The sequence below is a fragment of the Entomomonas sp. E2T0 genome (assembly GCF_025985425.1).
Taxonomy (GTDB): Bacteria; Pseudomonadota; Gammaproteobacteria; order Pseudomonadales; family Pseudomonadaceae; genus Entomomonas.
This window is the reverse complement of the sequence record NZ_CP094972.1, coordinates 967,900-982,051: the sequence shown is the minus strand read 5'-3', so window position 1 is coordinate 982,051 and position 14,152 is coordinate 967,900. Positions and strand designations below refer to the sequence as shown.

Below are 14,152 nucleotides of genomic sequence, written 5' to 3'. Positions count from 1 at the left end.
AGCTGATATTGGTTCTTTTAATTTGTCTTTTTAATTTTTTAGTTTTTCATTACTGATCGTTAGCAATAGAAGAAGCATCTTGGGTATTAGCCCAAGGTGCTTTTTTTATGTTTGTTTATTGGATTGCTATCCATTTCTGTAGATGGATGATTTTGTCTTTTATTTTCACTTTATTTCTATTTTATAGCTAGTTTAAGAGGATTTTTATTATGGCACATTTAGTTGAAACAATGGCGTATGTAGGTAAAACCCCTTGGCATGGGTTAGGAAGTTCTTTACCTTCTGGACAGCCTATTGAGGTTTGGGCAGATAAAGCAGGCATGAATTGGCAAATTAATGAAGCCCCTGTGCGTTTTATTGCTCCCCATTTGGATAATAGGCGTGGTGAATTGATTGAGTTGGATAGGAGAGCTTTAGAAACAGGCGTTAATGCTAAAGATATATCAGGTGTTGATATTGAGTTGTCAGGAATATCAGCTATTGAACCGCAATCTCTAGTAAGCTTTGATGATCAGAAGGTGTTGTATCGTAGTGACTCTAATTTGCCATTATCTGTAGTGAGTGGTCGCTATAAGGTAGTACAACCTATGGAGGTATTGGAGTTTTACCGTGACCTTACTGAACAATTTGGCTTTGAATTGGAAACCGCAGGGGTATTAAAGCAAGGACGCAAGTTTTGGGCATTAGCTCGTACAGGCCAGTCTAGTGTATTGGGTGGTAATGATGTGGTCAATGGCTATGTATTATTGGCTACCTCTTGTGATGGCTCACTAGCTACTGTGGTTACACCAACTACTGTTCGCGTGGTGTGTAATAATACTTTATCGGTAGCAGTAAATAAATCACTAGCCGCTGAGTCTATTAAAGTACCTCATAATACGGTATTTGATGCAGCTGCGATTAAGCGTCGGTTAAATCTTACTTTAGGTCAATGGGATGACTTTATGTTAATGATGCAAGAATTAGTAAAACGCAAAGTGTCTGCGAAAGAGAGTGAGGAATTCTTTATGAATGTATTAAATCCTGCTACGACTTTTGATCGTTATGCTATTAATAGCAATAATGGTAATAAAGAAATTGTTATTGATGTGGCTAATACGACAGAGGCTACGAATAGCCTTGAGCCAAGTAATGCCAATAATCATTTAGCAGGTGTTTCCTTATTAGATCGTATTGTCAGAAATACAGGTAAAGTGATTCAAGCAGAGGTAGCTACTATAGATTCCCCTATTGATTGGAATAAAATCCCTAATGGTCGTGCTATGAAAAAGGTACAAACCCTCTATGACGGTCATGGGCGTGGTGCTGAGTTACAAGCTGCAAAAGGCACTGCTTGGGGATTGTTATGTGCTATGACGGAGTTTATAGATCATGAACGGCAAGCACGCAGTCAAGAAAACCGCCTTAATAGTGCTTGGTTTGGTCAAGGTGCTCAGCTTAAACAGCAAGCCTTATCACAGGCATTAAAGCTAATTGCTTGATAGTGACTCTCCAATAGTGAATAAAAAGTGTTATTTATTATTGGTTGTTAATTTAAAAGGAGTAATTATTGATGTCTTTATTAATTAAGCTGTATGAATGCCCTCGATCCAGTATTAAACCTGTTGCCAGTATTGAACAATGTAATGCGTTATTAAATTGGTTTGATAACCATCTGCTGGAATTACACAGTGGGGCTATTGTTGAGTTAACAGAACAAACACTACTCAAACTGTTAAGCGACCTTTATCGTATCAGTGCCAATAGCTGTGAACAGGTGTTTCCCACCATTCCTCAGTTTGTGCATGGGGCAAGTGAGTATGATGAGACTTACTGGCAAAAAGTAGCACAACTGCGGATTAAGCTGAAACAGCTGTTAGATACGTTCGATTTCAACCAACATCGATTATTTCTACAAGGTAATTGGTAATACTGCACTGCATCCAAGACAGTATTTAAAATTATGTTTTTTGCTTTCCACTGATTTTCTAAGCAATATTAACTAAATTACTATCATTACTTTAACTAATTTAGCTAATAATCTCACTATCTCAATACTTTATACCTATTTCCCCTGACCTAACCCAGTAATAACAATAGTTAACACTACCACTGCTATGATCGTTAATTTATTTATTATGGTATTAAATAATAAGTGAACTATATGAATAATAGTCTGTGTAGCACGCTATTTTACTTTAGGTAGAGGGGATTCTTTTTTGGAGAGTCCAATTATGTCAGACAAAGATACCCATAATTTATATCCTACACCACTCGATAAAACCACTATTAAACAAACACTTTCTGAATTAATCAGACCATTGGTTCCTAAAAACTGTCGTCGTTATCATTATCGGTTCTGTGATTTAATACCAGAGCCTAATTTATTTGGTTTTAGATGTGATCCACAGCCCTTACAAGGCAAGGTAACATTAATTACAGATACTTTTATTTTAGTACAAGAAAAGGGAACTAAAAATCATTTTATTATTGGCAATAAAGCCTATATAGATAATCTACCAGAAGTAGGCCATAACATTGAAGTAACACCTTATGCCAGAAAACACTTTAATGGCAAACGCATTGATGAGCCTGAACAAATCACAAGAACCTTTGATGATGGTACTCAGTATATTGCTACCAAAATGATGCTAGGCGGTGAAACCACAGAATTACCATTACCCATCCCTAAAGAACATATCCAATGCCCAGAACTATTAGAATTGATTGAACAACTGGAACAACTACCAGCCCTTGATGGTTTTAGACAAATTAGTCATTTACTGGTAGATGCAGGCGCTAAAGAGTTTACTCTGAATGATCCTAAAGCTAGTGATATTATTAATTCTCCTCCTAGTATTAGCTTTACAGTAGCGAATACTAAACTCACAGGTAAGGTTACTATTGCTTATGATCGTGGGGCGGATACTTATATTATTCAGGCAACTCCATCAATTCAGCCAAAACCAATTAGGACACAGGATATAGCTAAAATAGAGGTGGCAGTAGAGGAGGTAAATGAATCGTTAAAAACTAATGTACCTACCTTAAGTACAGCTGAACCCATAGAAATCACGGATGTGTATTTTGATGATCTGGGACTAAGGCTAACTGAGTTAATTGATGATGGTAGTTGGCAGCTGATTAAAATAAAGGTGTTATAGCTTGTGTCTTTTATAAAAACCATACCAAAATATGGTATGGTTTTATCTTTTGCTATTATTTTTTTGTATTTTATTAGTATCTAATATCACGATAAGTACTTAATTAAATACAGTCTTTTTATAGGGTAGTTTGATCAGCTTTTAAATAATTAGTTATGGTAAGGCTATCAATGCTATTATTTAATGAGTTATTTCTTATTTATTAGTAATGCGACATGGTGAAAAGCAATAAGCAAAAAAGGCAAGTGATTAAGCAAAAACGCTTACAAAAGACTATGCAGTCAAAACCTTCTTTTACTAAAGAACAACAGCTTAGTTATAATCCTGATTATTTAGTTAATTTTAATAGTAGTATTACAATGGATTGGTCAAAATTAAGTGATGCCATGCAACAAATAATAAAAAAGGCTTATGCTATTTTTAGTGTATATACTGCTCCTGAACATTTTAATGTATGTACCGCTTGTTGTGTTAGTCTAGAAGAGGAAAAAGCATTAAGAACATTACCCCTTTCATTATTACCTAGACAGCTTATTTATTCATATAATGTCAGTGCCAAATCACAACAGAATAATAAAAGTGAGGTTGCCTATTTACTTCCTCGTATCCTTGAATTAATTGCACTGGATGAAGACATACATCATAGTACAGAACTTAATTTAACTTGGTTGTTCACTGTGTCTCATGAATTATGGACAGATCAAGAAAAAGATCTACTTGCTGAGTTTGCTTTACAATATTTAAAAGATAAATTTCAACAAGCAGAACAAAACCAAAAGATTGTAATGATTGATGAAATTTTAATTATGTTCTGTTCTGCTAGTATTAATATAGAACCACTATTGGATTATATGGCTCAACATTCTAATTTTTATATCATAGCCTCTATTGCATTTCTTATCAGTTGGAACAAAGGTGGAGAAAGCTATATATCCAACTCCTTTGCTACAAATTGCCCTCAAATTAATATTATTTTTAACCATTGGCTTGAAAAAAATAGTATCTTGCTCCAACAAAATGCAGATCATGCTATTCTAAATCCTAATACCCTTTCTGAGCATGAACGTACAATGTACTATATTGAGCAAGGTTTATTTGAGCTATCACACCATTTAGTTAACATTCAATATTAATAGAAGATTAAACACTGTTATTTTATTAGGTAATGATGTGTTGGCATTCATAACCTTACAAATATTAGTTGAGCAAGTTCATTATTTTTTGTATTTGTTCAATTTACATCTCCTAAGGAAAAGTAGTATACCCTGTTAATTTGCAATACATATCTAAGGCATCTTTACCTTCCGCTATAAATTCTATATCCAGCGAAGCAGGTGGATTAGCTGGATCATTATAATTACCCTCAAGAAATTCTTTATATTGCATAAGTATGTATAACAATTGATCGATTGTCATTATAACCTTTTGTTCTTCAACATATTCACAGCATATAAAAACTAAATCTTTCACAACTGTATATAAAGTTAATCAAATATTAAAAAGTTGGTTAACACTGTTCTGAATGATGCAAAAGAGAGAGTAGAAACCATTAGATGGTAAAAAATTGGTGTACTTTTACATAATATTTAACATTGCAGAGGTTATTTTATAAGCAGTCTCATAGTACTAGGCTATTTTCATTGGTAGCCTAGCACTGTTAGCCATTAATTTATTTTTTTGATTTTATGACTCCTTTCCCTAAAACCCTTCTCCTATTAAGTTTAGTCAATCGCAAATATTCGTCTATTTTAACCAGATAACTCACACCTTGCGCTATAATACACTCTATCTTTTGTTGTTCACTTCGATGTACCATACCTAAATAACAATTAAGGTAGCTATTCTTCTGTTTAGGAGTATTACAGTTAAAATAAAGCCCTCTACCCAGTGTAATGTCATTTTGCCAAAGTTCACCTATTTGCTGAGTAATATAATAATCAGACCATCGTTTAGCACCATCATAAAATAATAGTAAATGAACATGATAACCTTTGTCATTACCATGCTCTAACTTCCAGATATAACCTACTAGGTCTTTAAAAGCAGGATTACTGGGGATGAGTTTAATGAAATAATCGACATCGGTTCTAAAGTCTTCATAACTTATGGAGCTGTTTTGTTGATAACTTAAGTCTACCCGAATCACTAATAACCGTGAGTAAGTGTTAAAGAGGTTTTTAACATAGTGGCTGTATTCTCTTAAATTATCGGTATAGCCTGTGTCGTGGTTATATTGACTTACTGCTGTTTTAAAAGCAGGTTCCATACTACCTATTTTTAAAGCACCTAATAACCAGTAAATATCCTCAAGGGCTAATAGTTTGATGCTGAGTAAGCCATTAACTTCTTTGGCGAGTTCTATACTTTCTCTAATATTAATAAATACATCACATTGCAGCAATAGCTGACAATAAGGTGATAATAACTTTACTTTATTTTTTTGCTGATCATACAGGTTGTTATTAAATAAAGCATCAAATAACTTCACATCAAAATAGTGGTAAGCTTCTATTAGATCATAAAAAGGGTGTTGTGGATTAAGATACGCTCTATCTGAATCTATCGCTATTAGCCTTTGATAGGGTGTTGTACTAGACGACACTAGTAAAGGCATTCTATCTGCTTTACCTGCTACTATCTGCATCACTGCATTATGGATAGCAACTTGTTGTTTAGCCAGTTGATCTTTAGGTTGTAAATAAGGGTTGTAGTACATAATATTACCTCTTAACAATTAGATGTAAGGTGTTAACAGGTATGGATACAGGTATTAAAGTGATCGTGAAATGATTAGCTGGGATTACTAGTTATGTATAGAAATGTTGTTAACCAGATATTGAATGATAAGTATTGAGTTAGGAATATAATATTATCTTTAAAATACAGCTATCTTCTGCTATTTATCATTAGATTGATATTATCTTTAGATATTATTATATCTGGTTAATACTATTTTCGTATATTTATTAGTTCTATTACTAATAGGGTTGTTAGCTAGCAATTATTGGTTAGTGATTACTGATTAGTTTTATTAATGATTACTTATTAGTAGTTTACTAATAACATATAATCCAATAAAACTTACTTTAAAAAATACCAAGCAATCCCTATCGTGTAAATTGAATATACTTTATAAACACGTTAAAAGCTATTCGATGAATTTAACCAAAGTTAGCCGAAATCATGACTTTCATTTAGATTAATTTAAGTCAGTTAAATCACTTCTATCACTTTAATTATTTTTATAAGATAACTGGATATTGATGGTTAAAGGTGTTGTATCCATACCTTGTAGCGTTGTTATTTGTCATTGCTAATTAGTTATAAAGCAGCTATGACTTTGATTGCCTAGATGCATAATAAATGAATCTTCAGCTAACAAGGGATTTCTCTCTGCTTTGTTCAACTTTAGCCAATAACCACGTATCTACAGCAGTAGATAACCAACCAATGGATTTAACACTGAGTTTAATCGGTTTAGGAAAGCTAGGGTCATAACGAGGTGACTTACTATCTAACCAATCATAGATAGTGGACTTACCAATGCCTAGTTTTGTAGCAACGGCTTTAATACGCAGAATACGGTGTTCAGTAGGTCGTAACAAGGGTGATGGTTGACTTGCTTGGGATGGTGCCAACAGAGATTGACTTATTGATGTAGCTTGCTCTTGAGCGGGTATAACGCCTGTTGTTTGTTCTATCTTAGCCAGTAACCACGCATCTATTTCATTAGATAGCCAACCAATAGACTTTGAATTTAGTTTAAAAGGTTTGGGAAAGCTAGCATTATAACGTGGTGACTTACTATCTAGCCAATCATAGATAGTCGATTTAGCAATACCTAGTTTAGCGGTTACTTCTTTAAGGCGTAAAACACGTAGTTCTGACTGTGAGGGTAATTTTGCTGGATTATGGCTATGAGCAAGTATTTCTGATTGAGCGCAAGTGCCAATATCAGCACATAGGATTGCTTGAGATTGAATGGTAGGTATAGAAATAGTATCCATTTTGGACTCCAATAAAAAAGCCACTCATTAAGTGGCTGTCATAGGTTGATTAAAATGGATGAGCAGATGGTTTATATCTAGCTAAACTAATTATTGATTCACCAATAATTGTTAATCATTTATACCATGAAAAAACTAAACGGCCTGCTTCATCTATACCATAACGTGAGTATGTATTTTTTTATTAACAAATACAAAATAATCCAAGATCATTATTACCACTTATATTGTGACCTGCTTATTAGCAATCTAAAAGCTCTTCTAGCTTAGTGCATATACCTAAAGTTTTATATCAATTTTATTCACTTATAAAGAATGTACATTATTACTTTTTTATAAAAGGTTATTTATTTTATAAATTATAATGTTAATTATTTTATATTTATACCATATATCTATTGCAAATTAACAATTATAAATAATTATTTACTACATAAATACTACAGTTTCTTATTTAAGATAATACAGTTATATCCTTAAATTAAATAAAAAATTATTCATAAATTAGCTAAAAAGAAATTATATTTCACTCTGAAATATAATATAATTTCTTTTTAATTATTATTTGAAGGTACTAAATATTTATTATGGTTCCTAATATAGAGAGTTCCTCTTATCCATGTGCTGAACTAAATGATATACGTGTCAGAAGATATTTTTTACTTCATATGCACCAAGAAGATTTTTCAGTTAACATAAATGATATCCATGATGTAAAGTTATTTATGGAGCATGCTTATAACCTTGCTAAGAAGTTGTTATCTGAATATGGTGATGAGATAGCTTCTGATGAAGGCCATTTAAAAGAACGAGTAATTAAAATAGCAAAACAATTTCTTAACCAAAAGCTTATACCCATCTCTCATTTTGAATGGTTAAAAGAGGATCGTTCTTGTTACTATACTTGGCTGAGTATAAGGTGTTATTCTTATCAGCTTCCGAATGGAACTTCATATTTTCCTTATATAAATATGGGATTATCGAACCAAGCTTACAATTCACAAGAACGGTTCGATTTGATAATTAGTTTTTTTGATTTATGGCAGATATCTAATAGTGAAAAGATTCAGTATTTGGATAGATTAAAAGCCACATGGTCTAGTAACCTATTATTAAAGCCATTTAAATGGCTTGATAGAAAAAATACTGAGCTATGTGATTGGTTATATGACTACTTAAAAAAATACTGCCAAGAATGTAATGGCTCAACCACTTTTCAAGCACATATCTTTAATAGTGCTAATAAATTAGCTTTACAGATAAATCCAATAAATACTGATGAGATTTATCATCTTATTTATGCACTGTATGACACATTGAATTACTTTGCAATAAACAACCTCAATGACAAGCTTAACAAAGCTTATAGCCAGTATAAATTTAGGAAAAAAAATAAAGATAAAAAACCACTTAATACCTATTTAACCAAAGAAACTAAAGCTAAATTAGAAAAACTAAGGACTCATTACAATAATAGAACCCTGCATGATACATTAGATCTTATTATTAGGCAGGCTTATGACAACACTATAATTAATAAGTGATCTGGTTAACAGCATTATTCCGATTTAGCCTTATATTATTCCATTAAAATTAATTTCTGGTGTACCCCTAAGTGTACCCCTTGAAAAATATTTTTGATTTATCAAAGAAAGGACTTGTTGTAACTTATTGATTTAATTGGTCGGGACGGAGTGATTTGAACACTCGACCCCTTGCACCCCATGCAAGTGCGCTACCAAGCTGCGCTACGCCCCGATAAAGAAAAGACCTTATTAAAATAAGGTGGCAAATAATACACTAACTATAATAAAAAGAGTAGCCTTAATAGGTGTTATATTTATAACTAAGCCGATCCATTATATTAATGTTAACAATATGTTTTGCTTGGACTGGTTATGCTGTATATAGATAGTTTATACTGATATTGCATAAATATAGGCTTATTGATCTAATAAATATATTCAGTCTAATATTTATGGCATCATAATAATTACAGAGATGAATTTATTTCCCGCTTTAGGAGGCAGTATGCAACTTAAAAAATTTCTTGTCGTAGTTGACGCTAAACACGGCAGACAACCCGCATTAAAAAGAGCAGCTTGGCTTGCTAAACAAGCATCCGCCACATTAGACCTTCTATTAGTTGAATACGATTCGTCTTTTGATGGCTTCCATTTGTTTGGTGGAAATAAAGAAGAAAATGAAGGTAAAGCATCCTTATTAGAAAATAAAAAAGAGTGGCTTGATGTGTTAGCACAACCACTGAGAGATGAAGGCCTTACTGTTACTACAACAGTACGTTGGAATAAGCTTCCTTATAAAGAAGTAATATCTTATGCCAATGAAACTAAGCCTGATATCGTATTTAAGAGTGCTTACTCAGAAAACATGTTAAAACGTTTATTTATTACTAATAACTCATGGCAGTTAATTCGTAATTGTACATATCCTTTATGGTTAGTACAGCATGGAGATTGGGAGGGTAATAAACTCTGTACAGCCCTTGATCCTTTACATGTATCTGATAAACCAGCCTATTTAGATAATGAGCTAATTACAATTTCTACAGAGCTTTCTAAGATTCTTGGAATGCCTGCCAATTATTTACATAGCTATGCAGCGATGCCTCGTCCACAATTGTTTGGTGGTGAGCAATCAAGAGCTTACGACCAATACTTAAAAGATTTTATTAAAGAACATACGGATGCTTTTGAAAATTTAATGAGCCACTACCCAGACATTGAAAAGAGTCAACAGCATTTATTAGAGGGTTTTGCCGAAGAAGTTATTCCTAATGTTGTTAAAGAAAAGCAAATAGGATTAATGATTATGGGGGCCGTTGCTCGTGGTAGTTTAGATAATTTGTTAATTGGTCATACTGCTGAACGTGTACTTGAGGCGATTGAATGTGACTTATTAGTAGTACATCCACAAGTTAATGGTGGCAAAACTGACGTGTAATATTCACTCTCTGTAACGAAGTAAATATTAGTTATTAATAATTGTGGTTTATAATAGAAAAAACTCTATTATAAACCACTTTTTTTAAGAAGGATTTTATGACTAATCGTCGTACTAAAATTGTTGCTACACTAGGCCCAGCTAGTAGCTCTCCTGAAATGTTAGAGCAACTTATTTTGGCTGGCATTGATGTCGCACGTCTTAATTTCTCACATGGCACACCAGAAGAACACAAAGCTAGGGCAGCATTAGTTCGTAGCTTAGCAAAGAAACATAATCGCTTTGTAGGGTTATTAGGTGATTTGCAAGGCCCTAAAATCCGTATTGCTAAATTTACAGATAAAAAAATTGAGCTAAAAGAAGGTGATACTTTCCGCTTCTCAGTAACACACCCAAGAGATGCTGGTACTAAAGAAGTAGTAGGTATCGATTACCCTGATTTGGTAAAAGACTGTAAAAAAGGTGATGAGCTATTATTAGATGATGGCCGTGTAGTAATGCAAGTTGAACAAGTCACTAAAGATGAATTAATTTGTAAAGTGCTAATTGGTGGTCCTTTATCAGATAATAAAGGTATTAATCGTCGTGGCGGTGGTCTCACAGCACCAGCGCTTACTGAGAAAGACAAAGCAGATATTAAACTAGCCGCAGAAATGGAGTTGGAATATATTGCTGTTTCATTCCCACGCGATGCTTCTGATATGGCCTATGCACGCCAATTAAAAGAAGAAGCAGGTAGCTCTGCATGGTTAATCGCTAAAATAGAACGTGCTGAAGCGGTGGTAGATGATGAGGCTTTAGATGGCTTAATTCTGGCCAGTGATGGTGTGATGGTAGCCCGTGGTGATCTTGGTGTTGAAATTGGTGATGCAGAATTAGTAGGCATTCAAAAGAAAATTATTCAGCATGCACGTCACAATAATAAAATCGTTATCACTGCTACTCAAATGATGGAGTCAATGATTAATAGCCCAATGCCTACCCGTGCGGAAGTATCAGATGTTGCTAATGCTGTATTGGACTATACGGATGCAGTTATGCTATCTGCTGAGAGTGCTGCAGGTAACTATCCCCTCGAAGCAGTAAAAGCAATGGCACGAATTTGTATAGGTGCTGAAAAAAGCCCAATTGCAAGAAAATCAAATCATCGTTTAGGTGAAACGTTTAATCGTTGGGATGAAAGTATTGCTCTTGCCGCTATTTATACGGCTAATCACTTCCCAGGTGTTAAAGCAATTATTAGTTTAACTGATAGTGGTTACACGCCATTAATTATGTCACGTATTCGCTCATCTATCCCTATTTTTGCCCTTTCACCCAAGGCTGAAACGCAAGGTAGAACCACTTTAATTAGAGGTGTACAACCCATTCCCTTTGATCCAGCAGCCTTACCAGAAGATAAGGTAAGTCAAGCCGCTGTAGATGAGTTGGTTAAACGTGGTGCAGTTCAAGATGGTGACTGGGTGATTTTAACAAGGGGCGATAGTTATACACGCCGTGATGGAACCAATACCATGAAAATTTATCGTGTGGGTGATTTAATCGTCTAAATTCTATTGCTATGTTATAGCCCTGCTAAAGGGCTATAACAGTTAAGCTACCCTCTTACTTTTAATGCTCTTCTTGTACTTTTTCTAACAATACTTACAAATTGAAGTATGTATTTAACATCGTCATTGTTACCATCATCATTAATAATAGAATAACAGCAATAATGGCACATAAAACAGTTAATGCTTTTTGCGTACTCGCATCTTGACTATCAATAAAAGGCGATACTTTAGATAATCCTAAACCACCTATAATCGCTAATACCGCCGCTAAGCCATATAATGCCATAGGTGAAGTAAGGTTAACCCCAAAGCCGATAGTCATACCCAAAATAAACCCAATAGCTCCACCAATAACAGCTAATGAAATAGCAAATATATTTCTCATCTTAATCCCATATACAAATAAGCTAGGTTAAACCTAGCTTATTTTAAATGTAAAACTCAAGCAATAAATATTATTGGGAATAAATTTGATCAAATATAGCTCCATCAGCAAAATGTTTTTTCTGAATTTCGTCCCAATTACCAAAGTTTTTCTCTACAGATAAAAATTCAACTTTAGGAAAACGATCAGAAAATTCAGCCAAGATAGCTTCATTTCTAGGACGTAAATAATTCTTAGCAGCTATACGTTGACCTTCATCAGACCACAGATAGTTTAAATAAGCTTCTGCTTGAGCCTTGGTCTTTTTCTTCTCAACCACTTTTTCTACAACCGCCACAGGCAATTCAGCTTCTGCTGAAACACTTGGATATACAACCTCAAAACTGCCTTTACCAAACTCTTTAGCAATCATTTCTGCTTCATTTTCAAAGGTAATTAATACATCACCTTGCTGGTTTTGCATAAAGGTTGAAGTAGCCGCACGTCCACCTGTATCTAAAACTAATACATGCTTAAATAAATCTTTCACAAAATCTTTTGCTTTCGCCTCATCACCACCCTGTTTAAGTATATAGCTCCAAGCAGAAAGATAAGTATAACGACCATTACCTGATGTCTTAGGATTTGGAACAATTACTTCCACTCCATCCTTAACTAAATCAGGCCAGTCTTTAATATTTTTAGGATTACCTTTACGTACAATAAATACAGTAGCAGAAGTAAAAGGTGCACTGTTATTAGGTAATAGTGTTTGCCAATTATCAGGTACTAAATTGCCATAGGTAACAAGCGCATTAATATCTGTTGCCATATTCATAGTAACCACATCAGCTCTTAAACCATCAATTACAGCACGTGCTTGTTTACTTGAGCCACCATGAGACATTTGAATTTTTACACGATCATCCTTATGTTGCTCATTCCAATACTTTTCAAATGCAGGATTATAATCTTTATAAAAATCGCGCATCACATCATAAGAGACATTTAACAACAGCTTATCAGCCCAGATATATCCATTAAAAGACATACCTAATAACAATAGTGAAGCCAGTAAAATTCGTTTCATAAATTACCTTATTAATATTTTTAACATGCAAATAAAACAATAACACTAAAAAACTTATTAGTTTCAGCTTAACACTTTTTTTATACTCTATAAAATTAACAGTTAGTGTAATTTGTTATTAATAAATAACTTGCTGAAATATAGAAAATACATAACAATTTTCACTATCCTTATTAAGATAAAACTTTGGGTATATTAAGTGAAACGCTATCTTGGTTATTTATTAATTATTAATTTGTTTATAACCACATGCCTTTTCTTTTACAGAAATGCATTACCTTCGCCCAGTGCACTTAATCCATTATTAAGAGGGGAACCTTTACAAACAGCCACCTCTAAACAACCCTTTTATGTAAACACTAAAGAATTTCGTTTTTATATAGACCCAGTTTATGAATATACACTGCATGGTCTTGTGGTTAGTAAATATAATGCCAGAAAAAAGTTTATGGCAAGAATTGATAAAGACTTAAATGTTTCTGATCTTTGCGTTATTTGGGGGGATAATGCTTTTCGAGGTGATTATAAGAAAATCACTTTTTGGAGCGGTGAATTTACTTGCTTTGCTAGGTTCGTAGGTAATAAAACTTATTATGCTGAATCCTTAGAGGAAGCAAAACAATTAGTGCAACAGGCCAGACAATCTTTTTTCTTTATCAATGAGCAGTTTTCTAACAATCATTTACTTACTGATAACCCTCAATTAGCTAAGCAGTTAAGAAATGTAAATATTGGCGATCAAATTTCTTTTTCGGGTTACCTTGTAAACTATGGTGCATCGCCCAATCAGATCTATCGTTATACAAGTACTGTTCGTACAGACACTGGCAATGGAGCCTGCGAAACTGTTTATGTAACCTCTTTTATGACATTACAAAAAAATAGTTATCGACAAGCGTTTAATTTATCTTTAATAAGCCTTTTCTGTATATCTATTATTTGGCTTGCTTATCAATTAACTCCTTTTACAACTAAAAATAATCCTGAACAAGATGATTAATAGTTTACTCTGTTCAAACTTGATATTACCT

The 14,152-nt window shown here is 33.6% G+C and carries 13 protein-coding genes and 1 tRNA gene; 8 read left to right on the top strand and 6 right to left on the bottom strand.

Annotated elements, in window-relative coordinates; translation table 11 throughout:
• Window positions 1-209: 209 nt before the first annotated feature.
• The 4 genes from MTZ49_RS04695 to MTZ49_RS04680 all read left to right on the top strand — a co-directional run bounded on the left by MTZ49_RS04695 (window position 210) and on the right by MTZ49_RS04680 (window position 4,276).
• Window positions 210-1,481, top strand: coding sequence for a DUF932 domain-containing protein (locus MTZ49_RS04695; protein WP_264747233.1), 1,272 nt, complete (start codon window positions 210-212; stop codon window positions 1,479-1,481).
• Window positions 1,482-1,552: 71 nt separating this feature from the next.
• On the top strand, window positions 1,553-1,909 hold the full coding sequence (locus tag MTZ49_RS04690) for a hypothetical protein (protein WP_264747232.1): 357 nt from the start codon (window positions 1,553-1,555) through the stop codon (window positions 1,907-1,909).
• 304 nt (window positions 1,910-2,213) lie between these two features.
• A complete protein-coding gene (locus MTZ49_RS04685; RefSeq protein WP_264747231.1) occupies window positions 2,214-3,143 on the top strand; it encodes a GTPase in 930 nt (309 codons plus the stop codon).
• Between the two features lie 215 nt (window positions 3,144-3,358).
• Window positions 3,359-4,276 (top strand): hypothetical protein, encoded by a 918-nt coding sequence (locus MTZ49_RS04680; protein ID WP_264747230.1) that lies wholly within the window; start codon window positions 3,359-3,361, stop codon window positions 4,274-4,276.
• A gap of 112 nt (window positions 4,277-4,388) precedes the next feature.
• On the opposite strand, the gene MTZ49_RS04675 is transcribed toward MTZ49_RS04680, so the two are convergent.
• The 3 genes from MTZ49_RS04675 to MTZ49_RS04665 all read right to left on the bottom strand — a co-directional run bounded on the left by MTZ49_RS04675 (window position 4,389) and on the right by MTZ49_RS04665 (window position 7,150).
• Window positions 4,389-4,559: a hypothetical protein gene (locus MTZ49_RS04675; protein WP_264747229.1), complete on the bottom strand. Its 171-nt coding sequence runs from the start codon at window positions 4,557-4,559 to the stop codon at window positions 4,389-4,391.
• 253 nt (window positions 4,560-4,812) lie between these two features.
• Complete coding sequence (locus tag MTZ49_RS04670; RefSeq protein ID WP_264747228.1) at window positions 4,813-5,859, bottom strand: inovirus Gp2 family protein; 1,047 nt, start codon at window positions 5,857-5,859, stop codon at window positions 4,813-4,815.
• Between the two features lie 655 nt (window positions 5,860-6,514).
• The gene (locus tag MTZ49_RS04665) at window positions 6,515-7,150 is read right to left on the bottom strand and encodes a helix-turn-helix transcriptional regulator (RefSeq protein WP_264747227.1); all 636 of its coding nucleotides are present in this window, start codon (window positions 7,148-7,150) and stop codon (window positions 6,515-6,517) included.
• Window positions 7,151-7,737: 587 nt separating this feature from the next.
• Between MTZ49_RS04665 and MTZ49_RS04660 the strand changes: the two genes are divergently transcribed.
• Window positions 7,738-8,694, top strand: coding sequence for a hypothetical protein (locus tag MTZ49_RS04660; RefSeq protein WP_264747226.1), 957 nt, complete (start codon window positions 7,738-7,740; stop codon window positions 8,692-8,694).
• A gap of 137 nt (window positions 8,695-8,831) precedes the next feature.
• Here the strand turns inward: MTZ49_RS04660 and MTZ49_RS04655 are convergent.
• Window positions 8,832-8,908, bottom strand: a tRNA-Pro gene (locus tag MTZ49_RS04655).
• Window positions 8,909-9,181: 273 nt separating this feature from the next.
• Between MTZ49_RS04655 and MTZ49_RS04650 the strand changes: the two genes are divergently transcribed.
• Both MTZ49_RS04650 and pyk read left to right on the top strand, forming a co-directional pair.
• Window positions 9,182-10,114 carry a universal stress protein gene (locus MTZ49_RS04650; protein WP_264747225.1) on the top strand — a complete coding sequence of 311 codons (933 nt, stop codon included), beginning with the start codon at window positions 9,182-9,184 and terminating at the stop codon, window positions 10,112-10,114.
• A 98-nt stretch (window positions 10,115-10,212) separates the two neighbouring features.
• Entirely contained in the window at window positions 10,213-11,664 is a 1,452-nt protein-coding gene (pyk, locus tag MTZ49_RS04645) for a pyruvate kinase (protein WP_264747224.1), read from the top strand.
• 94 nt (window positions 11,665-11,758) lie between these two features.
• Here the strand turns inward: pyk and MTZ49_RS04640 are convergent, their stop codons facing one another.
• Window positions 11,759-12,052: a hypothetical protein gene (locus tag MTZ49_RS04640; protein WP_264747223.1), complete on the bottom strand. Its 294-nt coding sequence runs from the start codon at window positions 12,050-12,052 to the stop codon at window positions 11,759-11,761.
• Between the two features lie 70 nt (window positions 12,053-12,122).
• On the bottom strand, window positions 12,123-13,121 hold the full coding sequence (locus MTZ49_RS04635; RefSeq protein ID WP_264747222.1) for a sulfate ABC transporter substrate-binding protein: 999 nt from the start codon (window positions 13,119-13,121) through the stop codon (window positions 12,123-12,125).
• Window positions 13,122-13,320: 199 nt separating this feature from the next.
• Between MTZ49_RS04635 and MTZ49_RS04630 the strand changes: the two genes are divergently transcribed.
• Window positions 13,321-14,121 (top strand): hypothetical protein, encoded by an 801-nt coding sequence (locus MTZ49_RS04630; protein ID WP_264747221.1) that lies wholly within the window; start codon window positions 13,321-13,323, stop codon window positions 14,119-14,121.
• Window positions 14,122-14,152: the final 31 nt, after the last annotated feature.